The 21850-nt window shown below is 68.9% G+C and carries 17 protein-coding genes and 1 pseudogene; 9 read left to right on the top strand and 9 right to left on the bottom strand.

The annotated features are described in order from the left end of the window. Positions 1-21 precede the first annotated feature (21 nt). Positions 22-180 carry a hypothetical protein gene (locus tag ACIBK0_RS43215; RefSeq protein ID WP_399093092.1) on the bottom strand — a complete coding sequence of 53 codons (159 nt, stop codon included), beginning with the start codon at positions 178-180 and terminating at the stop codon, positions 22-24. A gap of 110 nt (positions 181-290) precedes the next feature. Here ACIBK0_RS43215 and ACIBK0_RS43210 point away from each other — a divergent pair, with 110 nt between their 5' ends. Continuing rightward, the gene (locus ACIBK0_RS43210; RefSeq protein WP_399093089.1) at positions 291-950 is read left to right on the top strand and encodes an IS256 family transposase; all 660 of its coding nucleotides are present in this window, start codon (positions 291-293) and stop codon (positions 948-950) included. A gap of 126 nt (positions 951-1076) precedes the next feature. Here ACIBK0_RS43210 and ACIBK0_RS43205 read toward each other — a convergent pair whose 3' ends face one another. Continuing rightward, the gene (locus ACIBK0_RS43205; protein ID WP_399093086.1) at positions 1077-3509 is read right to left on the bottom strand and encodes a SpoIIE family protein phosphatase; all 2433 of its coding nucleotides are present in this window, start codon (positions 3507-3509) and stop codon (positions 1077-1079) included. Between the two features lie 93 nt (positions 3510-3602). After that, complete coding sequence (locus ACIBK0_RS43200; RefSeq protein WP_399093083.1) at positions 3603-6068, bottom strand: SpoIIE family protein phosphatase; 2466 nt, start codon at positions 6066-6068, stop codon at positions 3603-3605. 310 nt (positions 6069-6378) lie between these two features. On the opposite strand from ACIBK0_RS43200, the gene ACIBK0_RS43195 reads away from it, so the two are divergent. Further along, entirely contained in the window at positions 6379-7008 is a 630-nt protein-coding gene (locus tag ACIBK0_RS43195; RefSeq protein WP_399093080.1) for a TetR/AcrR family transcriptional regulator, read from the top strand. A gap of 114 nt (positions 7009-7122) precedes the next feature. Here ACIBK0_RS43195 and ACIBK0_RS43190 read toward each other — a convergent pair whose 3' ends face one another. The 4 genes and pseudogenes from ACIBK0_RS43190 to ACIBK0_RS43175 form a co-directional block, all read right to left on the bottom strand. Then, the gene (locus ACIBK0_RS43190) at positions 7123-8322 is read right to left on the bottom strand and encodes a cytochrome P450 (RefSeq protein ID WP_399093077.1); all 1200 of its coding nucleotides are present in this window, start codon (positions 8320-8322) and stop codon (positions 7123-7125) included. Between the two features lie 31 nt (positions 8323-8353). Further along, positions 8354-9718: an NAD(P)/FAD-dependent oxidoreductase gene (locus ACIBK0_RS43185; protein ID WP_399093074.1), complete on the bottom strand. Its 1365-nt coding sequence runs from the start codon at positions 9716-9718 to the stop codon at positions 8354-8356. After that, a complete protein-coding gene (locus tag ACIBK0_RS43180) occupies positions 9708-9917 on the bottom strand; it encodes a ferredoxin (protein WP_369251164.1) in 210 nt (69 codons plus the stop codon). Before ACIBK0_RS43180 ends, ACIBK0_RS43185 begins: the two co-directional genes overlap by 11 nt. A 121-nt stretch (positions 9918-10038) precedes the next feature. Next, a pseudogene (locus ACIBK0_RS43175) lies at positions 10039-10221 on the bottom strand (hypothetical protein); the annotation flags it as partial. 202 nt (positions 10222-10423) lie between these two features. Here ACIBK0_RS43175 and ACIBK0_RS43170 point away from each other — a divergent pair. From ACIBK0_RS43170 to ACIBK0_RS43150, 5 genes are all read left to right on the top strand, one after another. Further along, positions 10424-10678: a hypothetical protein gene (locus tag ACIBK0_RS43170; protein WP_399093071.1), complete on the top strand. Its 255-nt coding sequence runs from the start codon at positions 10424-10426 to the stop codon at positions 10676-10678. Positions 10679-10705: 27 nt separating this feature from the next. Further along, positions 10706-11125 (top strand): SsgA family sporulation/cell division regulator, encoded by a 420-nt coding sequence (locus ACIBK0_RS43165; protein WP_399093068.1) that lies wholly within the window; start codon positions 10706-10708, stop codon positions 11123-11125. A gap of 70 nt (positions 11126-11195) precedes the next feature. Then, a complete protein-coding gene (locus ACIBK0_RS43160; RefSeq protein ID WP_399093065.1) occupies positions 11196-11525 on the top strand; it encodes an NIPSNAP family protein in 330 nt (109 codons plus the stop codon). Between the two features lie 516 nt (positions 11526-12041). Next, on the top strand, positions 12042-12839 hold the full coding sequence (locus ACIBK0_RS43155) for a TetR/AcrR family transcriptional regulator (RefSeq protein WP_399093062.1): 798 nt from the start codon (positions 12042-12044) through the stop codon (positions 12837-12839). A 52-nt stretch (positions 12840-12891) separates the two neighbouring features. Beyond that, complete coding sequence (locus tag ACIBK0_RS43150; RefSeq protein WP_399093059.1) at positions 12892-13614, top strand: alpha/beta fold hydrolase; 723 nt, start codon at positions 12892-12894, stop codon at positions 13612-13614. Positions 13615-13777: 163 nt separating this feature from the next. Here ACIBK0_RS43150 and ACIBK0_RS43145 read toward each other — a convergent pair whose 3' ends face one another. Together ACIBK0_RS43145 and ACIBK0_RS43140 are read right to left on the bottom strand one after the other, a co-directional pair. Continuing rightward, on the bottom strand, positions 13778-15601 hold the full coding sequence (locus ACIBK0_RS43145) for a glycoside hydrolase family 15 protein (protein ID WP_399093056.1): 1824 nt from the start codon (positions 15599-15601) through the stop codon (positions 13778-13780). Between the two features lie 120 nt (positions 15602-15721). Beyond that, positions 15722-16378, bottom strand: a complete 657-nt coding sequence (locus tag ACIBK0_RS43140; RefSeq protein WP_399093053.1) for a TetR/AcrR family transcriptional regulator — start codon at positions 16376-16378, stop codon at positions 15722-15724. Positions 16379-17237: 859 nt separating this feature from the next. Between ACIBK0_RS43140 and ACIBK0_RS43135 the strand changes: the two genes are divergently transcribed. Together ACIBK0_RS43135 and ACIBK0_RS43130 are read left to right on the top strand one after the other, a co-directional pair. Then, entirely contained in the window at positions 17238-20459 is a 3222-nt protein-coding gene (locus tag ACIBK0_RS43135; RefSeq protein ID WP_399093050.1) for a cytochrome P450, read from the top strand. Positions 20460-20591: 132 nt separating this feature from the next. After that, positions 20592-21638 (top strand): zinc-binding dehydrogenase, encoded by a 1047-nt coding sequence (locus ACIBK0_RS43130; RefSeq protein ID WP_399093047.1) that lies wholly within the window; start codon positions 20592-20594, stop codon positions 21636-21638. Positions 21639-21850 lie beyond the last annotated feature (212 nt).

Below are 21850 nucleotides of genomic sequence, written 5' to 3'. Positions count from 1 at the left end.
GCCGAGTTCTCCGACGGGTCGTCAAAACATTGAGCTTGCGATGTGTTCGCCTGGCGATTTGGGTCCAAGCATCAGCAGGCTGCCAATGGCGGCCATGACTGCGGGCAGGATTTCGCGACGGCCGATCCAGCATCGCAGCGACCGCCACTGCTTCGGCTCGGCGATGGCGTGTTCCATCATGATCCGCCGCCGGGAATGGCGGCGGCTGGCGCTGTCCTAGTAGTTCCTCTCGCCAGGCCCCGCGTCCTTGGCGGGTTTCCTTGGTGGGGCGCTGACTTGGTGGAGGAGTCGTGGGCCAACCCGGCTGCAAGGACGTGCTCGGCCTGTGGGCCGGCGACGAGGGCGAAGGCGCCACAACCTGGATGACCGTGCTGTCCGAGCTCCGCAACCGCGGGGTCGAAGACGTGTGCATCGTCGCCTGCGACGGACTGAAGGGCCTGCCCGACGCGGTCACCGCGACCTGGCCCAAAGCAACCGTTCAGACATGTGTGATCCACTTGATCCGTGCCTCGCTGAGGTTCGCCTCCAAACAGCACCACGCAAAGCTGGTCACGGAGTTGAAGGCCATCTACACAGCCCCGACCGACCAGGTCGCCGAGCAGGCCCTCGCCGACTTCGCCGCAGGCGAGCTGGGCCAGCGCTACCCCGCGATCGTGCGGACCTGGCAGGCCGCGTGGAGCGAATTCACCCCCTACCTCGCCTTCCCGCCGGAGATAAGGAAGGTCGTCTACTCGACGAACCTCATCGAGTCGATCAACGCACGGCTGCGGAAAGCCACCCGCAACCGCGGACACTTCCCCTCCGAGCAAGCCGCGTTGAAGGTGCTCTACCTCGCCGTCCGCGAGCAGATCACCCCCAAGGCCCGCGATGTCAACCAGGTCGCGGCACACTGGAAGAAGGCACTGAACCAGTTCTCACTCTTCTTCGAGGACCGGCTCAACCCCAAGTGAAAGTCGAGGACTTACACAAGTTCCGTACACGCCCCCCCCCTGTTAGCTGCTGTCATGGCACACCGGGTCGAGAGACATCAGAGCTGTGAGTGACTCTGCCGCTACCCACCTCGGTGCGCCGTAGCTTCAGGGGGAAGCCTGTATGGCTTGCTCGGACCAGATCGTCTTGCCGTTCTGGCCATGGCGGCAGCCCCAACGTCCGCCGAGTTGAGCGACGAGGAACAGGCCGCGTCCTCCCTCGTCGGTCATGCGGGCACGCCGCAGGCGGGGTTGGGTGCTGCTGGAATCGGTGACCTCGCACACCAGGACGTTGTGGCGAATCAGACGGAGGTCCATCGGCGGACGACCGTAGCGGATGGCGTTGGTCACCAGTTCGCTGACGATGAGTTCGGTGGTGAAGAGGAGGTCGTCCAGGCCCCACATTGTGAGTTGGCGGGTTATCCACTTTCGAGCCTTGGAGACGGCGGCCGGATCGGCCGGGATCTCCCAGTGAGCGGTGTCCGCCGCTGGGACGGCGCGGGTGCGGGCCAGCAGCAGGGCCGCGTCGTCGCGCGGCGCCTGGTCTGCCAGGTCGGCGAGGAGGGCCCGGCCGGTCTCGTCCAGGGCACGATCCGGACGGCAGGACGCGGCGAGGGCATCCGTCAGGCGCCGCAGGCCTTGGCCGGTGTCGCGGTCGCCCCGTTCGACCAGGCCGTCGGTGTAGAGAGCGAGGACGCTGCCCGGCTCGACGTCGATCACGGTGGTCTCGTACGGCATGCCGCTGAGGGCCAGTGGTGGCCCCGGGGAGATCGCGACTGCTTCGGCGGTCCCGTCGGGCCGGATAAGGACGGGTGGCGGGTGCCCGGCACTGGCCATGGCGCAGCGCCTGGTGACCGGGTCGTAGATCGCGTACAGGCAGGTGGCGCCGACGATATCGCGGTCGCCGGGCGGCGCTTCGGCCGCGAGGCGCTGGACCAGGTCCGCGAGCCGGGTGAGCACCTCGTCCGGTTCGAGTTCCAGCTCCGTGAGCGTCCTGATGGCGGCGCGCAGGCCGCCCATGGTGGCACTTGCGGACATGCCGCGGCCGACCACGTCTCCGGCGACAAGGGCCACCCTGAGACAGGGCAGGGCGATGGCGTCGTACCAGTCGCCACTGACCGCTCCCCCGCCCGCGGGCAGGTAGACGCCGGCGGTCTCGGCTCCCGGCGTGTCGGTCGTGGCCGGGGGAAGGAGGCGCTGCTGCAGCGCTACGGCCGCCCGGTGCTCGCGCGTGTAACGGCGGGCGTTGTCGATGGCGAGCGCACCCCGCGAGGCGATCTGCTTCATGAGATCCACCTCGTCCTCGGCGAAGGGTTCGGATCGGCCGCAGCGCCAGGCCGATATGGCGCCGAGCGTGTGCCCGCGGGCATGCAACGGTGCCACCATCACCGAATGGGTGTCCTTCGGGACGAGATACTCGACCAGCTGCGGGTCTCTGACCATGGCGATGAAGTCGTCAAGGCCGAAGACGACTGGCTCGCCGTGTCGGAAGCTGCGCAGCAGGGGGTGGTCGGGAAGGGGCGGGATGGACCCGCCGCGCTTGATGCCGGCCGGCCACACCGCGGTGGTCGGCGCAAGGGCCGCGTTGTTCATGTCTCCACCGCCCAGCTGCTTGGAGGGTTCGTCCCCGTCGAGAACGGGGTGCGCAAGGTCGACTGCGGCGAGATCCCCGAACGCAGGTGCGAGAACGTCCGCAAGGTCCTGCGCAGTGTGCAGGACATCCAGAGATCCCCCTACTCGCTCGGCCACCTCGCGGGCGAGATCCAGATGGCGGCGGGCACGCATCTGGTCGGCGTTGTCGAAGTACAGGGCTGCGACCCCCGTGGGGCGTCCTCGCGCGTCCTCCAGACGGAAGGCGGACAGCGACAGCGCGCGCTGCCGCGCCGAACCGTGCCGACAGCCCACGTGCTGGTCTCTGCGGACCACTGGGGCACCCGTCTCGATTACCTGGCGCAGTAGTGCCTCGAGGTTCTCGGCGTCCTTGGCGTCCAGCACGTCGCTCAGCCGAGCGCCGGGCCGTACTGGACGGCCGTCGAGAATGTCCGGCGCGGCGTTCGTCTGCACAGTGGTGAGATCCGTGTCGTACACAGCGATGGTGATCCGGTTCTGTGCGGACAATGCACGCAGGAGCGCCGCGCCCTGCTCGTGGCCGGCGACGTGGTGTGTAGGGGCCGCCAGGACGAGGATCTCCGCCGAGCCGGAGCCCTCCACCTTGGTGGTCCGGAAGGTGACATCGATGGTGTCGCCGCACTGGTGCCACAGCCGTGCCCGGCCGGACGCCGGGATCTCCGCGTCGCGCAGGTCGTCCGGGAGGTCGGCCACCAGTTCTTGCACGGGGCGGCCACAGACGTCCTCGGCGCGGAACCCCGTCAGCTCCTCTGCTGCCTCGGTCCACCGCACCACCGCGCCTCGATTGTTGAGCACGGCGGCTGCCGGACCGTCGAAGGCGTGCGACCTGCCGCTGGGACCGGAACCGGAGACGCCTGTCGATCCTTGGGAGGCGGCTGCCGAGTAGGCGTTTTTGACATTCTCTATGTCCATGTGTGGCTTCCTTCTGTGGCTTGCTTTGCGGGAGCCTGCGGCTCGAGAGATCGGCAGGCTGTGGCGGCCGTCGGCCGCCCGGCCGGAACCGCGTCACACCGCAACGGCTTTGGAGGGCAGGTCTTGTTCGGCCCAGACGACCTTGCCGTCCGTTGCGGAGCGGGAGCCCCACCTGCGGGACAAGTGAGCGACGAGGGAAAGACCGCGGCCGTTCTCGTCGGTGATGTGGGGCTGACGGGGGCGTGGGTGGCTGGGGTTGCTGTCGGAGACTTCGCAAGTCAAGACCTGGTGCTGGATGAGCCGTAGGCGGATCGGCCCGCCGCTGTAGTGGATGGCGTTGGTGACCAGTTCACTGACGATCAGCTCCTCGGTGGTCACCAGATGATCAAGCCCCCATTCGCTGAGCTGACGGGCGGCTGCCTGCCGGGCGATGGGGACGGCGGCCGGCTCGTTCGGTAGTTCCCAGGAGGCGACCTGGGCCGGTTCGAGTCCGCGAGTCCGTGCAAGGAGCAAGGTGACATCGTCGGCCGGGGCCTGAGTCGGCAAGGTCTCGATCACCTGAGAGCACAGGTCTTCCAGGGACGAACTGGTCTCTGCCAGGGCGGCGCCCAGTCGATCCAGGCCCACGTCGATGTCGTCGTCCCGGGATTCGACCAGACCGTCTGTGTAGAGCGCGAGCAGAGTGCCCTCGGGCAGTTCCAGTTCCACGGACTCGAAGGGAACCAGACCGAGGCCGAGGCCGAGCGGGGCCCCGGCGGGCATGTCGGGGAAAGTGGCACGGCCCTGCGGGTCGATGATCGCGGGCGGGGGATGCCCGGCCCGCGCCATCGTGCACCGCCGGGTGACCGGGTCGTAGACGGCATACAGACAGGTGGCGCCCACCGCCGGGGGGAGCTGGTCCGGAGCGTCGGCATCTTCGTCGCTCAGCCGCTTGACCGTGTCATCGAGGTGCGCCAGCAGTTCGTGGGGAGGCAGTTCCATGTTCGCGAGCGTGCGGACGGCGGTGCGCAATCGGCCCATCGTCGCTGCGGCGTTGATGCCGTGTCCGACCACATCTCCGACGACGAGGGCCACCCTGGCGCCAGACAGCTTGATCACGTCGAACCAGTCGCCCCCCACGCCGTGGTCCATGTCAGCCGGCACATAGCGCGAGGCCACATCGAGGGCGGCGCCGCCTCCCACATGGTGGGGGAGCAGGTCGCGTTGGAGCGTCAGGGCCGCGGTGCGTTGGCGGGCGTACTGGAGAGCGTTGTCCAGGCTGAGCGCGGCCCGGGTGACGAGCTCCTCGGCGAGGAGGAGGTCGTCCTCCTGGAACGGCGTCGTCTCCTCGGAGCGGCCGAACACCGCCAGTCCCAGCACACAGCGCCGCGCACGGATGGGCACGACCATCAAAGAGTGGACGCCGCTGTCACGGAGCTTCTGCGTCCGCACAGGGTCGTGACTGACCCAGGGGCCTGAATAGGTGTCCAGCACCGATTCCAGGTAAGACCTGCCCGTGTGCAGGGCGGTGGCGAACAGCGAGGTCGGGAAGGGGCGGATCACCTCTTGGCGCACCCACGGCAACTTGAGGACACCCGGGTCGATGGAGGCCACACCGGCACGGCGCAGCACAGGTGGGCGGCCGTTCGCCTTGCCGGTCACCGCCGAGGGATCCACGCCGAAAGGAACCGACTCCATCAGGTCGACGACTGCGTGGTCGGCCAGCAGGGGCACGGCAAGGTCGGCCAGTTCCTGCCCGGTCCGCATGACCTCGAGGGTGCTGCCGATGCACGTGCTGGCTTCGCTGAGGATGGCAAGGCGCTCGCGCGCCCGCCGGTTGCCGGTGACGTCCACGCTCATGGAGCACACTGCCATTGCCGTGCCGTCCGCGTCCTGGAGGCAGAAGAACGAGGCCGAGAACGCGTGCTCCCGGCGCCGGTCCGTCGACGACCACGCCCGGTACTCGTGGACCGTGGTGGTGCCACTCTCCAGTACCTGCCGCATCACCACCTCGAGCGCTTCGGCCTCGACGGCGGGCAGTGAGTCCCGTAGGCGGCGTCCGAACCGTCGCTCAGGAGGAGTGCCGTCGTGGCGCTCCATGACGTCGTTGACCCAGGTACAGCGCAGCTGCAGGTCATAGACGGCGATGCCGATCGGTGCGTGGGCCAGGAGCGACTCCCGCACAGCTCCGTTGGACGTCCCTGAGGACAGAGTGCCTATGTCGGTCACGGACACCAGCCACCGGGTGACGGCGTCCTGCCCCCACAGCAGCGAGATCCGCAGCGTCATTTTGATGGGGTGGCCGTCGCGGTGGCGGACCGTCACGGTGCCGGACCAGCCCTCCTGGGCACGGCACTGCTCGGCGAACGCCGAAGCACTCGGGGCGTCCTCGGCGGCGGGTGGCAGCACGTGTGCGGCGGACCGGCCCACCACTTCCCCGGCCGAGTACCCGACAAGCTGCTCGGCGGCGTGCGTCCACCCCATGACGGTCCCCTCCGCATCGAGCATCGCTATTGCCGCATCGGGTGTCTCTCGGGGGCTCACCGGTACGGCGAGTGGCATGTGGTCGGTCTTCGTCATCCGGTTCTTCCCATCGGTACGGGTGTGAGACAGCGTCGGCATGTGCGGCGTCGGCCCGATCTGTGGCCGTGGTGGAAGCCGGCACGACGTCTGCCAACCTTGGACGACTTTGTCCAGTTCTGATGAAATAGTCAGATACGACCGCTTCATCGTCAAGTCCCCCGAAACTGATCAAATGCCCAGATATGGCCGTGCGCTGTCACGTCACGCCATCGCGGAGTCGGGACTGTTGGGCCAGGGTGGACAGTTGAGACGGGCAGTGCAATGATGAATTCATCAGAATTGCTGCTCTTATTTATGGAGCACGCCGATGCCAGCCCCACGCAGGAACCGATTCGAACGCCGTCGCGCCGAGACCCGCCAGGCACTCGTCCGCGCCGCGCGGCAGATCCTGGCCGAGTCCGGTGGCGTCAGCGCCAGCATCCATGCCATCGCGGAACGCGCGGACGTGGGCCTCGGCTCCTTCTACAACCACTTCACGGACAAGCCGGACCTGTTCGACGCGGCCGTGGCCGATGCGCTGGAGGAGTACGGCCAAGCCGTCGACGAACGCCTGCACGGCGTCGACGACCCCGCCGAGCGCCTCGCCGGGGGCGTGCGGCTCAGCGCGCGCATGGCCGAGTCATACCCGGAGATCATGCAGATCCTGTGCCACAGCCAGCTCGGTCGGATATGCGCCGGCGACGGACTGGCTCCGCGGGCGAAGCGCGACGTGGAGGAGGGCATGGCCGCAGGCCGGTTCACCGTGGTCGACCCGGTGATCGCCCTGACCGTGCTGAACGGCAGCCTGCTGGCGCTCCTGGAGCTGTGGTGCAACCAGCCCGAGGCCGACAGCGACCAGGCCGCAGGCACGATGGCCGAGATGATCCTGCACATGCTCGGCCTCTCCCCGGATGAGGCCCGTGACCTCGCCCGGCGGCCCCTTCCCGCTGCAGCGTGAAGAGGATCCTGTCGCGCACCGGCCGACTGGCGCCGACTTCGCACCGGTTCCCGCAGCCTGCGTAATGGACCGGGGTGGCTGGCCGCTCTCGCCTGCTGTCGCCGCCCCGCAGCCTCAGAGTTGGATGGGCAGGTGGCGGGGTCCGCGGAGCATGGCGTTCTGGCGGTAGGGGGGCGGGTCCTGGACCAGGCGTGCCGTGCCGAGGTGGGGGAGCAGTGCGCCGAGCGCGGCCTCGGCTTCGATACGGGCGAGTGGCGCGCCGAAGCACAGGTGGATACCGCTGCCGAAGCCGACGTGCTGGTTGTCCGGGCGGGTGGGGTCGAACCGGTCGGGTTCGCTGAACCGCATGGGGTCGCGGCTGCCTGAGGCCAGCGCCAGGATGACGGACGTGCCGCCGGGGATCGTGGTGCCGGCGACGTCGATGTCGACGAGGGGAACCCGCTCGCGCATGTGGACCGGGGGCTCGTAGCGCAGCAGTTCCTCCACCGCTTGCGGCAGCAGGCCGGGGTCTTCGCGCAGACGGTCCAGCTGGTCGGGCCGGCGCAACAGGGTGAGGACGCCGTTGGCGATCAGATTGACCGTGGTCTCGTGTCCGGCGATGAACAGCAGGATGGTGTTCACCGCCAGGTCCTCCTCGCTGAGCCGTACGGCCGGGTCCGGTTCGTTGACGAGGTCGGAGAGCATGTCGCCGGTGGGCCGACCGCGGCGCTGTTCGGCGAGTTGGACCAGGTACTGGCCCATCTCCTGCTCCGCCTGGCCGGCCGCCTGGTCCCGTTCGGCGGTGTCACCTTCGGGCCCGATGTCGGCGGACGCGACGAGGGTGTCGGTCCAGCCCTGGAAGAGCTGCTCGTCCTTGTGCGGGATGCCGAGCAGGCGGCAGATCACGGTCACGGGCAGTGGGTAGGCGAAGTCGTCGACGACGTCGATCTGCCTGCCCTCCTGGAACACTTCCGCCAGTTCCTTGGTCAGCTGGACGATCTCGCCGCGCATGGAGTCGACCCGGCCCGGACTGTGCGGCGGGCCGAACGGCCGCATGGCCGAGTTGCGCAGCCGGTGGTGCTCGGGGTCGTCGAGCCGCAGGAACGACGGTTGTCGTGTCACCTCGTACGGAGCGGGAGCGGTGCGCGAGCGCGGATCGGCACTCATCCGGGGGTCGTGCAGCAGCGCGACGATCTCGTGGTACGTGCCGATCAGGTAGCTGCCGTCCGCCTGCCGCACCGCGGGCCCCGCCTCGCGGAGTTCGGCGTACAGCGGGTAGGGGTCGGGGCGGTTGGCGTAGTCGGTGATCCGGGCCAGCAGGGTGTCGGAGGCCATGGTGGCTCCTCGTGGTGGGGCGGGACGTGGGTCAGCCGGGCTGCACCAGCGTCAGCCGGCGATCCGGCAGGTAGCCGGTGAGCGCCACGGTGGGGCCGTGGGACAGCCCGCTCGGATCCGGCACGTCGGACGGAATCGCGACGTCGGCCGCGATCGCACGGTCCTGGGCGCCGGGCGGGGGCGGGAACGGAGCAGCCGTCTCGATCAGGTGCCGGTAGTAGTCGAGCGACTTGGCCATGTCGACGGTGACCGCGGCGGTGACCCGCCCCTTGTAGCCGTAGACCATTGCCAGACGGCGCGCCTCCAGGGAGCCCTGGGCGATGACCACGTGGTCGGAGTAGGTGGGCACGCCCACCGACTTGATGTTGAGCCCGAACTGGGTCGACCAGAACGACGGGACGGCCAGGTGCGGGCGCTGCAGGGGCCCCGGATTCACCATGTTGTGGGCCGCAACCTCGGCCTGCTCGACCGCGTTGCCCCAATGCTCCAGGGAGAGCATCTGATAATCGAACAGTGGGTGGGGGAAGCGGGAGACGTCACCGGCCACGAAGACGTCGTCGGTGACGATTCCGTACATGTTGAAGGCCCGGCATCCGGCGTCGCAGGCGATCCCGCGCGGGCCCGCCGCCAGCCCGGACTCCGCCAGCCATTCGACGTTGCGGACCGCGCCCAGTGCCACGACGCAGACGTCGGCGTCGACGCGGCTGCCGTCGGACAGCTCCGCACCGGTGAAGCTGCCGTTCCCGCGCAGGGCGGTGACCGTCACCCCGGTGCGCAGGTCAACGCCGTGGTTGCGCTGCATGACGGCCGCGAGCTTCGACAGGGTGCCACCGAGCGCGCCCACCAGGGGTGCGGGGCCGCGTTCGGCGACCGTGACCTCCAGTCCCCGTTCCCGGCAGGCCGAGGCGATCTCCGAGCCGGTGAAGCCGGCGCCGATCACCAGCACGCGCTCCGGCCCGGCGGCCAGCCGCTGGGCCAGTCCCCCGGCGTCCTCGCGGGTGCGCAGGGTGAACACCCCGTCCAGGGCGGATTCCTCCGGGTTGGGCCAGGGGCGCGCGCGGGTCCCGGTGGTGATCAGCAGCCGGTCGTACGGCAGTGACTCGCCGTCCTCCAGCAGCACCTGTTTCGCGAGCAGATCCACGCCGGTGGCGCGCACGCCCAGCCGCCAATGGGCGTTCGGGTCCCGGCGCATCGGCAGCCCGGTGGTGTCCGCCGTCGCCTGGCCGAGCAGCACCTGCTTGGACAGCGGCGGTCGGTCGTAGGGCGGGTGGGGCTCGTCCCCGACCACGGTCAGTGAGCCGGTGAAGCCCTCCTCGCGCAGCGCCTCCGCGGCCCTGAGCCCGGCCAGCGACGCGCCGACGATGACGATACGGCCCTCCTTGAGGTCACCGGGCACCGGCGCTCACCTCCTCACCGAGGAGGATCGCCTGCACCGGGCACGCCGCCGCGGCCTGGCGCACGCGCTCGACCTGGTCGTCGGGGACGGCCGTGGCGTACAGCAACCCCTCTTCGCCGTGCAGCTCGAACACCTCCGGCGCGAGGAAGACGCACTGCGCATAGCCCTGGCAGCGCGTGAGATCCACAACGGTCTGCATCCCCACCACTCCCTCCGTTGTCTCACCCCCTCGTTTCCAGCATGGGGCCGGACCCGGGCGCCCGCACGCCGCGGCTCCGGAGACGGAAATCCCGGGGAGCTCGTCCGCCCAGGGCGACGGCTCAGCCCAGGGCGTGGCCGAGTGCGAAGGCCGCGCCGAAGAGGGAAAGCTGGGTGAACGCCGGGGAATTGCTGCACAGTTGCTCGCCGGTGTGGCTGATCTCCTCGGTGTAGAGCCCGAGATGGTCGATGCAGGTGAGCATCTTCTCGAAGGCCAGTCGGGCTTCGTCCAGGCGGCCGACGCGGTCTCGGCGAGGACGTCGAGCTGTTCATGCCGCTGCCGGCCGTGCGGGGCCATTTTCGCCGCCTCGACAGTTCCATACGTCGTATGGTAATCCTGGGGGAGTGCTTCCATACGCCGTATGGAACAGCTCGGACCACGCCAGGCGCCGCACATCGCCTGCATGCAGCCGATGGTGCAGATCGCACAATCGGGAAGGAAAGATCATGAAGAAGCTCACGAGGCGCGTTGCCGTCACCGCCTTCTCCGTGGCGGTCGCGGGTGTCGCCGTTCTCGGTGCCGGGGGCACCGCTTCGGCCGCGACTTCTGCATCCGCGCACGTCCAGCGCCCGGCCTTGAGCGTCAACGCCGGCGACTACCGCTGGGACCACGGTGTCGGCTACCTGCTCGAACTGGGCTACTCCTGGGACGAGATCCATGGCTGGCACTACGACGGCCCGGATGAGATCAGCGGTCGCTGAACGCCGCCCAGGCAGGAGTGAAAATCGATGGAGTCTTTGAAGACCGTCATGCAGGGGGTGGCCGTAGAGCTTGTCGTCTCGCGCACCTACTCGCTGTCCATGTGCATGAGCCTGCGCTACGAGCCCACTGATCCCTATGTCGTCCGTGCCGCCTTTTTCACCGGCACTGACGAGCCGGCCGAATGGGTCCTGGGGCGTGATCTTCTGGCCGATGGCCTGAGGGGTTCCGCAGGCTGTGGGGACATCCGGGTCTGGCCGGCGTCCGGCCGTGGTGACCAGGTGATGTACATCGTCCTCGGGGCTCCCGCGGGCACCGCCTTGCTCGAGGTTCCCATCCAGGACGTCAGGACCTTCCTGGCGGACACGGAGGCGCTGGTGCCGCGAGGTACCGAGTCCGGGCACATCGACTGGGAGCTCGAACTGGCGAACCTGTTCGCGAAAGGCTGAGAGAAGCCTCCCAACCGCCGTGCCGCTGGGGATCTTTGTCCCGGCGGCAGAAGAGAAGGAAAGAGTATTCATGTCCCAGTACCAGCTTCGTGTCTACACGCTGCGCAGCCCTGAGGCGCTCGTCGCCTACGAGAACATCTGGGCCAAGCACATTCCCGGTATGGCCAAGCACAGGATCGCCACACATGGCGTCTGGACGGTGCCTGCGTCCCCCGGGAGTGAGGCGCCTCAGCTGTATGCCCTCGTTTCCTACCGGGACGCCGACGACGTTCAGGAGCGGCTGGAGGCGTACCTCTCCAGCCCCGAATTCCGCGCAGACATGGAGGGCTTCGACATCAGTCAGATCGTCGGCGTCGCCGAGTCCGTGCTGACGCCCACCGCCGACTCACCCTTGCAGTGACAGGTATCGAGCCGCTCGAAGTCTGCAGGGACTTGTCGTTCGTTTCAGAACGCCGTGCAACTCGGCCAAGGCGCTCGCCGGAAGGCAGCGGGCGTGGGTGAGATCGGCGAGGTCGGGGGAGTTGCGGAAGAGCCGGTTGAGTGCGTGTCAGTAAGCGAGCGAACCAGCGGCAAGGGTGAGCGCGAGGTGGCTCAGGGCGGGCTGTCGTCCGGAGAGCGCGCACGTGGATCCGCCGACGGTGTAACCATCAGGTCGGCCACGGATCGGTCGCCCGGCCCAGCCGCAGCACACCGCGCATCTGCAGCGGCCGCATGGAGAGGGCCTTCCCGGATGTGATGGGTGCCTCCTCATGCGCCGCAGCCTCAGCCCGCCCGACCTCGGGCCGCAGGCGACCTCCAGGGACAGGAATCACGGCCCGTCCTGCCCATTCGGGTGCCGTACGTAGGTCCGCAGGAGTGACCGCCACCACGGCGGCGAGTCCCCCTTGCTGGCCTACGGCTTGATAACATACACCGTATGGAAAGAACGAAGCGTACCCCTAGAGGTACTCGGAAGAGGGATGTGCCTCTGACCGAGGCAGGGATCTGCACCTCCGCCCTGCGGCTCATTGACGCGGACGGGGTCGAGGCGCTCACGATGCGCAAACTCGCCGCCGCGCTGGACGCGAACCCAATGTCGCTGTACCACCACGTGCCGAACAAGGAAGCATTGCTGCGTGGCGTGGCGGGAATGGTCGGCGCCCGGTTCCGCACCGTGACACTGGAGGACGCTCCCTGGCAGGAGCGCATGCGCCTGCTTGCCACGGATTTCCGGACGCTGGCACACCGCCATCCCAACCTCATGGCCTACTCGTTCAGCCAGCCGGACTTCATCCAGCCCGAAGATCCCTTCTGGGTCGCGCTCACCGCCGTGCTGGACGCCGCAGGGGTTCCGCAGTCGGATATCCCGCAGCTCGCCGCGCTCGTGTGCGCCGTCGTCATCGGCGTGATGATCGCCGAGCTCAACGGCGCGCTCCACCGGTGGTCGAACCTCCAGCCCATCACACCCGCCTCCGGCGAGGACGGGCCGACGAACGAGGGCTTTGGCGAGGACCGGATGTTCCGCCTGGTGCTCGACACGATCATCAGCGGTATGGAAAGTCGGCTCGCGGCCGATCACGCCGGTGGGCGCGACGGCCAGCCCCCGCAGGACTCCCTGCGCGCCTCCGGACGTATCCCCCGTCAACTCCGACCACCGGCCGCACGCTGCGAAGGAGAGTCCCCGGGGAATCCCGTCTCGGACATGGCGGCCGGTTTCGACCTGAAAGAGCAGTGAGTACCAAAAGCCCAGACATGCTGTTTTTGTTCAGTGATAAGGGAGTTCAGTCATGCCTGCAGTTCTGATCCACGGTGTCCCCGACACCCACCGTGTGTGGGACGGCGTGCGCCGACACCTGATCCGGAGCGACGTCGAGGCCTGGGATCTGCCCGGCTTCGGCACGCCCCGGCCGCGCGGCTTCGGCTCCACCAAAGAGGAGTACGTCGATTGGCTCATCGAACGGCTGGAGCGGGTGGGCGAGCCGGTGGACCTGGTCGGCCACGACTGGGGCTGCATCCTCACCGCGCGCGTCGCTTCCCTGCGGCCGGATCTCGTTCGTACGTGGGCCGGCAGCAGCGCTCCGGTCAGTGCCGAGTACGTCTGGCATCCGCTGGCCAAGATCTGGCAGGACCCGGTCGAGGGCAACCGGTTCATGGACGAGCTCCACCCGGCGTCCTTCGCCAAGGATCTGATGGAGAACTTCGATGTCCCGGCTGAGGTGGCCGGGGACATGGTTCTGCGCGTAGACGGGACCATGAGGGACAGCATCCTCAAGCTGTACCGTTCCGCCGAGACGGTGGGTGCGCAGTGGGAGCCGGAACTGGCGAACGTGTCTGCGCCGTGCCTGGTCTTCTGGGGCACGCTCGACCCCGCCTCTCCGGTCGAGTTCGCCGGAAAGCTCGGCGGAGCCGTGCGAGCGTCGCGCGTCGTCGAGCTGGACTGCAACCACTGGACGGTAGTCCAGAAGCCGGCCGAGGTCGCTGCGGCCTTGGAGGCGCACTGGACTGCATAGCGAGGTGGCCGCTCTCGGGTTCGCCAACCGGGGGCCGGCCTCGGTGCCGCTGACACCGAGGGGCCAGTCAGGGGAACCACCTCCTGACCGCCCCCTCTTCCCGCATGAGGGCGGAAGGGGAGGCTCGCACGGCGACTCATCGAGGAACGCTGCCGGTCGGTCGTCAGCCCAGGGCACGGTCGAGGTTGAAGGCCGCGCTGATGAGGGCGAGGTGGGTGAATGCCTGGGGGAAGTTGCCCAGTTGCTCACCTGTGTGGCTGATCTCCTCGGCGTACAGGCCGACATGGTTGGCGTAGGTGAGCATCTTCTCGAAGGCCAGGCGGGCTTCGTCCAGTCGTCCGGCGCGGGTGAGGGCCTCGACGTACCAGAAGGAGCAGATGGAGAACGTGCCTTCGTCGCCTTCGAGGCCGTCGGGGCTGGCCTCCGGGTCGTAGCGCCAGACCAGGGAGTCGGAGACGAGTTCGTTGCCGAGGGCATCGAGGGTGGACAGCCAGACGGGATCGGTGGGGGAGACGAACTTGGTCAGCGGCATCATCAGCACCGCCGCGTCCAGTACGTCGCCGCCCTCGTGCTGGACGAAGGCCTGCCGGGTGGGCGACCAGCCCTTGTCCATGATCTGCCAGTAGATCCGGTCCCGGACCGGACCCCAGCGGCCGAGTTCGGCGGGCAGGCTGCGGCGCAGGGCCATGCGGATGGCGCGTTCGATGGCCACCCAGCACATCAGCCGGGAGTAGAGGAACTTCTTCCGCCCGCCGCGGGTCTCCCACACGCCCTCGTCCGGCTGGTCCCAGTGCTCGCAGACCCAGTCCACCAGGGCGCACACCGCGCGCCAGTGGCCACTGGACAGGGGCCGGCACCACTTGTCGTACAGGTACACGGAGTCGATCAGCGCGCCGTAGATGTCGAGTTGCAGCTGGGTGGCCGCGCCGTTGCCGACCCGCACGGGCGCCGAGCCCCGGTAGCCCTCCAGGTGGGGCAGCTCGTGTTCGGGGAGCTCGGCCCGTCCGTCGATGCCGTACATGATCTGCAGCGGGCCGGACGGTCCGTCGTCGCGCCGGTCGATGTGCTGGGTGAGGAAGCCGATGAACGCCTCGGCCTCCTCGGCGAAGCCGAGTCTGAGCAGCGCATAGACGGCGAACGCGGAGTCGCGTATCCACGTGTAGCGGTAGTCCCAGTTGCGGCCGCCGCCGAGCTGCTCGGGCAGGCTCGTGGTCGGGGCCGCCACGATCGCACCGGTGGGTGCGTAGGTGAGCAGCTTCAGGGTGAGGGCGGAGCGGTGCACCATCTCCCGCCAGCGGCCGCGGTAGCGGGACTGCTGCAGCCAGCGCCGCCAGAAGGCGACCGTGGCGGTGAACTCCCGCTCGGCCTCGGCGTGCGGGCAGCCGCGCGGCGGAGTCTCGTCGGTGACCCGGTCGAGCGCGAAGACCGCCGTGTCGCCCTGGGACAGCGTGAACTCGGTCCGTACGTCCTTCCCGTCGGACTCGAGCGGCACCGTCGCGGTCAGCGTCAGCGACAGCGCCTCGGAAGCGAACAGAGCGGCGCCCTCCAGTATCCGCAGGGTGTGCGGTTGGGTGCCGTAGCCGAAGCGGGGAGCCACCCGGGCTCGGAACGGGATCGTCCCGCGGACGCACACCACCCGCCGGATCAGCCGGTGGCGGTCGGACTCGTCGGCGTGTGTCACGGGCATGAAGTCCTGGATCTCCCCGAGCCCGTCCTCGGTGAAGAACCGGGTGATCAGTACGTTGGTGTCGGGGAAGTAGAACTGCTTCGTGCCGGCAGGCACGGCCGCGGACAGTTCGAACGCCCCGCCCAGGTCCGCGTCCAGGATGGCGGCGAACACGCTCGGGGAGTCGAAGGACGGGCAGCAGTACCAGTCGATGGTCCCGTCGGTACCCACCAGGGCCGCTGTGCGTAGATCCCCGATCAGGCCGTGCTCGGCGATCGGCAGGTACCGGGCTGACGTCTGCTGTGTCGGCGCTCCGGACATCGCAGCGGCCTCTCTATGCTCCTGCCTCCACTATGGCCCTTCGCTGTCGCGGCGGCACCAGGCCGGCCCGGCGGGGACGCCGCGACCGCGCACCGCCCCACCGGAGCCGTTCCGCTTCCGTCACACCCTCTCGCGGGCTCGTGCGACATGGTTCTCCACTCCGGAGACCGCGGCGTCCAGCGTGGAGTTGAACATGGTGTCGATCACGTCCTTGGAGGGCGGGGGCGCTTCTTCCTCGTCGGGGCCCGACGGTGCCGGTGGCAGAGTGGCCCACCGCTGCAGTGCCCCGTTCAGTTCGCTGAGCAGCAAACCTGTGAACACACCGACCAGGGTCGCGGCGACGCGCGGAATCTCCTCCTCGGGCAGTTTCGCGGTGGCCAGGATGTCGATCAGTGCCTGCCAGAAGGGGTCCTCCGGCTGCACGTAGTCGGGGCGCGTGAAGGAATACCCCATCAGTTTCGGGTGACGGTGCGACAGTTCGCGGAAGTCCCGGGCCAGTTCACGCAGTCGGTCCTGCCAGGGGATGTCTCCCCGCTCCTCCGCGCTGAACTGCGAACCGACCCGCTGGGCCACGCCGCGCAGCACGGCGTCCTTGTTCGGCACGTGGTGGTACAGCGACATCGGGTTCGCATCGAGCGCGGTCGCGAGTTTGCGCATGGTGAGCGCCTCGACCCCGTCGGCGTCGATGAGCTGCAACGCCATGGCGTAGATGCCGTCCTTGGTGAGCGGTACGTCCCGCTTTCTCGTGCCCCGAGGGGGCTTCCGTTCAGTCGCCATACGGTGTACGGTACCAGCCTTCGCCAATGTGGAGGGCAGTGGCACCTTTTTCAGCCCCCCGTCCTCCGGCTTCGCGGACAGTCCCGGACCGGTTGGCCTTGGTGGGCGACGAGGTCCCCAAGGCGCGCCTTGAACAGGAAAAGGCTCGACTGGAACCTGCGCTCGAGGAGTGCGACAAGACGCTCGAGCAGCGGCCTCGGCGCACTGCCGCCTGACGCGTGCGGGCATAGAACCAGGCGAGGCGTGTCGACCGTCCCCCTTCCCTGGTGTGCTCGCCTGCGGCAGCAGATCGTGGGTATGCCCTGCCGAGGGGACTCTGGCGAACCCGGCTTGCCCGCTCTCACGGACTGATGCCGGACCGATCGAGCGCGGCGTAGAGATCAGAGGCGCCGCCGCGAGGCGGCACACGCGCCTGCTTTTCCGGCGCTGCCGTCAGTCGCCAACGCGCAGGGGTGCGGACCGACCGCCGCGATGCGTACTGGCCGGCAGGGGCATTGGCTGCTCACCGGGATGTCGCCGCGGCCGCCGTCGCGGACCGTAGATGTCCTCCACGGGTCGCACCCACCAGGAGAAGCCCGGTCAAGCCGCCGGCTGACGACGACCGGCCTCGCTCCTGGCCTCCTCCAGCCGGGAGCGCGTTCGGAAGCGCCTGATCTTGATGCGACCCCGCTGGCGAGCGACGCCGTCCCTGATGAGCCGAAACATTCCTGTTTCTCGACCCCAGGTCTGCCGATTGAGTGTCCATACGTCGTATGGTACTACTGTAGGCATACAGCGTATGGAAACCGGGTGCTGCCGTACCGGCGCCCCGGCACACCGAATGGCGCCCTGCCCGCCTTTCCCCTTGGAGGAGCCAGCCATGACCACACAGCCCGAGACCGACCTGCGGCCCATCCGGTCTCCGCGGGGCGTCCCGCTCTTCGGCCACACGCCGCAGATCCCCAGCACCAACCCGGTGGAGTACTTCGGCAAGCTGTCCAAGCAGTTCCCCGAGGGGCTCTACGGCATGGAGATCGCCGGCATCGAGCAGGTCTTCGTCTGGGACCCGGACCTGGTGGCCGAGGTCTGTGACGAGACGCGGTTCTTCAAGCAGATCGACAAGACGCCGCTGGCCCATGTCCGGGACTACGCGGGAGCCGCCTTGTTCACGGCCCACCAGCACGAAGAGGAATGGGGTATGGCGCACCGAGTCCTCCTCCCGGCCTTCAGTCAGCGGGCGATGAAGGGCTACTTCGGGCAGATGCTGGAGATCGCCCAGAACCTGGTGGGCAAGTGGGAGCGCAAGGAGGGCCAGCCGGTCAACATCACCGACGACTACACCCGGCTGACCCTGGACACCATCGCCCTGACGGGGTTCGGTTACCGGTTCGACTCCTTCGCCAAGGAGGATCTGCACCCCTTCCTCAACGCACTGCTGCAGGCGCTGGTTGAGTCGCTGCGGCGCTCGCAGGAGCTGCCGATGATGACCAAGATGCGCAAGGCCGATGACAGGAAGTACCGCGAGAACATCCGGCTGATGCGGGACCTGGTCGAGAACGTGATCAAGGAGCGCCGTGATGGGAAGGGCACCGGTGAGGATGACCTGCTGGGCCTGATGCTGGAGGCCACCGACCCGGAGACCGGCAAGGGGCTGGAGGACGACAACGTCCGTGACCAGGTGCTGACGTTCCTGATCGCCGGTCACGAGACCACCAGCGGTCTGCTGTCGTTCGCCACGTACTCGCTGATGCGCAACCCGCACATCCTGGCCCAGGCATACGCCGAGGTGGACCGGCTGCTGCCGGGCGACACGGTCCCGGACTACGACACGATCATGCAGATGGACGTGATCCCGCGGATCCTGGAGGAGACCCTGCGCCTGTGGGCTCCCATCCCGATGATCGGCAAGTCCCCGCTGGAGGACACCGTCATCGGCGGCTGCTACGGGCTGAAGAAGGGAGCGCGGGTCAACATTCTTGAAGGTCCGCTGCACACCCACCCCAAGGCGTGGGAGCGGCCGGAGGAGTTCGACATCAACCGGTGGCTGCCGGAGAACCGGGTCAACCACCACCCGCACGCCTACAAGCCATTCGGCAACGGCGTGCGTGCCTGCATCGGCCGGCAGTTCGCGCTCACCGAGGCCCGTCTGGCCCTCGCGCTGGTGCTGCAGAAGTTCAAGTTCGCCGACACCGACGACTACAAGATGGACGTCAAGGAGGCGCTGACGCGCAAGCCCGGCGGCTTCGAACTGAACGTGCGGGCCCGTCAGGAGCACGAGCGGACCGTGTTCGGCGCAGTGGACCTGCAGACGGACGACACGCGGGCGCAGGCCGCGGTCAGCGGTGTCGGGGTGAACCTGACCGTCGCCTACGGCTCCAGCCTGGGCTCGTGCGAGGACCTGGCGCACACCATCGCCGACCGCGGTGAGCGCTCCGGATTCGGCACCACCCTGGTCGGCCTGGACGAGCTGGGTGACAACCTGCCCACCGAGGGCCTGCTCGTCGTCGTGGCCTCCAGCTACAACGGCAAGGCTCCGGACAACGCGCAGCGTTTCGACGACCTGCTCGCCGCCGGACTCCCGGAGGGCTCGCTGTCCAACGTGCGGTTCGCGCTGCTGGGTGCCGGCAACACCCAGTGGGTGGCCACCTACCAGGGCTTCCCCAAGCGGATCGAGGCAGGCCTGCTGGCCGCCGGCGCCACCCGCGTCATCGAGCGCGGCATCGCGGACGCCGCCGGTGACTTCGACGGCATGGCCACCCGCTGGATGGACACCCTGTGGGCCACCCTGGCCGAGGAGTACGCCGCCGACACCTCCGAAACCACCGGGCCGCGCTTCGAGGTGCAGCTGCTGACCGAGGCGGAGGTGCGTCCCGCGATCGTCTCCGAGCAGGCCTACCCCCTCACCGTGGTCGCCAACGAGGAGCTGGTCAGCGACGCGACCGGGCTGTGGGACTTCAGCATCGAGCCGCCGCGCCCGGCCGCGAAGTCCATCACCATCGAACTCCCCGACGGTGTCACCTACGACACCGGCAACCACCTGGCCGTCTTCGCCAAGAACGAGCCCGCGCTGGTCAACCGCGCCCTCGCGCGGCTCGGCGTCGACCGCGACCAGGTCCTGCGTCTGGACCAGCCCGCCGGCGGCCGCACGCACCTCCCGGTGGGTACGCCCGTCACCGCGGGTCTGCTGTTCACCGAGTTCGTGGAGCTGCAGGACGTGGCCACCCGCTCACAGATACAGACGCTGGCCGGGCACACCGAGTGCCCGTGGACCCGGCCGCAGCTGGAGGCCTACACGGCCGACACCGCCGAGGCCGAGGAGCGCTACCAGACCGAGGTCCTGGGCAAGCGAGTCTCCGTGCTCAACCTGCTGGAGCGCTTCCCGGCGGTCGAACTGCCGCTGGGGGTCTTCCTGGAGATGATGGGCCCGATCCGCCCGCGGTTCTACTCCATCTCCTCCGCCCCGCTGGCCAATCCCCGGCACGTGCGGCTGACCGTCGGTCTGCTGGAAGGCCCGGCCCTGTCCGGCGACGGCCGGTACCGCGGCACCTGCTCCTCCTACATCGCAGGCCTCAATCCCGGTGACGTCTTCTACGGCTACGTGCGCGTGCCCTCCCCGACGTTCGCCCCGCCGGCCGACCCCGCCACGCCGCTGCTCCTCATCGGCCCCGGCACCGGCATCGCGCCGCTGCGCGGCTTCCTGGAGGAGCGTGCCCACCAGCACGCGAACGGCACCCAGGTGGGCCTGTCCCAGGTCTTCGTCGGCTGCCGCCACCCGGAGCACGACTACTTCTACCGGCAGGAGATGCAGGACTGGGAGCAGGCCGGGATCGCCCAGGTGCACACCGCCTTCTCCGCGGTGACCGGACACCCGGCCCGGTTCGTCCAGGACGCCATCGTAGGTGCCGCCGACACCGTGTGGCAGGCCATCCAGGACGGCGCGTACGTCTACGTCTGCGGCGACGGCCGCCGCATGGCACCCGCCGTGCGCGAGGCGCTCGCCGCCATCTACCGCAAGCACACCGGCAGCGACGACGAGGCCGCCCAGCAGTGGCTCGCCCAGCTGGAAGCGGACGAGCGCTACCAGCAGGACGTCTTCGCCTGACCCCCAGACGCCGGGAGGGTGCGGCGGTCCTGACACCCCGCACCCCTCCCGGCCACCACTCACCCACGAGGCACCACACGGCACCCGTCGGCCCGAACCGCCGGGAGTGCCGCTCACAGAAAGCAGAGCACCATGGACACCATGCTCGCCGGACGCTTCCACCTGGACAGCAAGAAGTTCGCTGTGGAAGAGGTCCCCGTCCCCGTGCCCGGCCCGGGCGAAGTCCTCATCGAGGTCAAGGCCGCAGGCGTCTGCCTCTCGGACGTCCACCTGCTCGACGGCTCCCTCGTCCCGCTGTTCGCCACCTCCGACACGGTCACCGTCGGGCATGAGGTCTCCGGTGTGATCCACACCCTCGGCCCCGACCTCAAGCGCGGCTTGACCGTCGGCACCCGCGTCACCCTGGAAGCCGGCAAGACCTGCGGCCAGTGCGCCGGCTGCGTGCGCAGCCGCCCCTGCACCCAGATGCTCACCGCCGGCATCGACTACGACGGCGGCTGGGCCCAGTACACCGTCGCCCGCGAGGACACCCTCATCCCCATTCCCGACCACCTCCCCTTCGACCAGGGCGCGATCATCCCCGACGCGGTCTCCACCCCCTACGCCGCCGTCGTCACCACCGCGGGCGTACGCCCCGCCCAGTCCGTCGGCGTCTGGGGCGTGGGCGGAGTCGGCGCCCACAACGTACGCCTCGCCCGCCTGGCCGGCGCCGCACCGATCATCGCCGTCGACCCGCTGCCCAGCGCCCGGGAACGCGCCCTGGCCTTCGGCGCGGACTTCGCCCTCGACCCGGCCGCCCCCGACTTCGCCGACCAGGTCCGCGCGGCCACCGCCGGACGAGGCCTCGACTTCGCCTTCGACTGCGCCGGCGTGCCGGCGGTCCGCGAGCAGGCCGCCGCCGCACTCGGCCTGGGCGGAGTCCTCATCCTGGTCGGCATCAGCCCCAGGCCCCTCACCATCACCGAGGGTCTGACCTTCAACTACCTGGGCAAGCAGGTGCGTGGCCACTACGGCGGCAGCCCCGAGTCCGTCACCGAGCTGGTCCGGCTGGCCGAGGTAGGCCGTCTCGACCTGGCCCCCTCCATCACCGACCACATCCCGCTCGCCGAGGCCGCCGACGCGGTCAACCGGCTGGAGAACAAGATCGGCGACCCGATCCGCCTCATCCTCGTCCCCTGACACCTGAACAGAACCCGTAGCTGAACAAAAAGTTCATCAAGACCACCTCGGGCAGGGGTGAGTGGGCGCCGGTGCTTGAGGGAGCACCGGCGCCCACGGTCTTGTGTGGACGGTCAGTTCACCTGATTCTGGCGAGGATGCCCCGGCGTTTACGCCGGGGAGGAATCGCCTCCAGTGGCTGCGACGCGGAGCGTCGCCGCGTCTGCTCTTGA

It is taken from the genome of Streptomyces sp. NPDC050564 (assembly GCF_044457265.1).
In the GTDB taxonomy this organism is placed as follows: Bacteria; Actinomycetota; Actinomycetes; order Streptomycetales; family Streptomycetaceae; genus Streptomyces.
This window is presented reverse-complemented; position numbering and strand designations above follow the sequence as displayed.

Bases quoted from the DNA above. Each gene is read 5' to 3' on its own strand.
- ACIBK0_RS43160 (WP_399093065.1), top strand. From the start codon at position 11,196: ATGTCCCAGTACCAGCTTCGTGTCTACACGCTGCGCAGCCCTGAGGCG.
- ACIBK0_RS43215 (WP_399093092.1), bottom strand. From the start codon at position 180: ATGATGGAACACGCCATCGCCGAGCCGAAGCAGTGGCGGTCGCTGCGA.
- ACIBK0_RS43130 (WP_399093047.1), top strand. From the start codon at position 20,592: ATGGACACCATGCTCGCCGGACGCTTCCACCTGGACAGCAAGAAGTTC.
- ACIBK0_RS43195 (WP_399093080.1), top strand. From the start codon at position 6,379: ATGCCAGCCCCACGCAGGAACCGATTCGAACGCCGTCGCGCCGAGACC.
- ACIBK0_RS43205 (WP_399093086.1), bottom strand. From the start codon at position 3,509: ATGGACATAGAGAATGTCAAAAACGCCTACTCGGCAGCCGCCTCCCAA.
- ACIBK0_RS43140 (WP_399093053.1), bottom strand. From the start codon at position 16,378: ATGGCGACTGAACGGAAGCCCCCTCGGGGCACGAGAAAGCGGGACGTA.
- ACIBK0_RS43150 (WP_399093059.1), top strand. From the start codon at position 12,892: ATGCCTGCAGTTCTGATCCACGGTGTCCCCGACACCCACCGTGTGTGG.
- ACIBK0_RS43180 (WP_369251164.1), bottom strand. From the start codon at position 9,917: ATGCAGACCGTTGTGGATCTCACGCGCTGCCAGGGCTATGCGCAGTGC.
- ACIBK0_RS43135 (WP_399093050.1), top strand. From the start codon at position 17,238: ATGACCACACAGCCCGAGACCGACCTGCGGCCCATCCGGTCTCCGCGG.
- ACIBK0_RS43200 (WP_399093083.1), bottom strand. From the start codon at position 6,068: ATGACGAAGACCGACCACATGCCACTCGCCGTACCGGTGAGCCCCCGA.
- ACIBK0_RS43190 (WP_399093077.1), bottom strand. From the start codon at position 8,322: ATGGCCTCCGACACCCTGCTGGCCCGGATCACCGACTACGCCAACCGC.
- ACIBK0_RS43165 (WP_399093068.1), top strand. From the start codon at position 10,706: ATGGAGTCTTTGAAGACCGTCATGCAGGGGGTGGCCGTAGAGCTTGTC.
- ACIBK0_RS43170 (WP_399093071.1), top strand. From the start codon at position 10,424: ATGAAGAAGCTCACGAGGCGCGTTGCCGTCACCGCCTTCTCCGTGGCG.
- ACIBK0_RS43155 (WP_399093062.1), top strand. From the start codon at position 12,042: ATGGAAAGAACGAAGCGTACCCCTAGAGGTACTCGGAAGAGGGATGTG.
- ACIBK0_RS43145 (WP_399093056.1), bottom strand. From the start codon at position 15,601: ATGTCCGGAGCGCCGACACAGCAGACGTCAGCCCGGTACCTGCCGATC.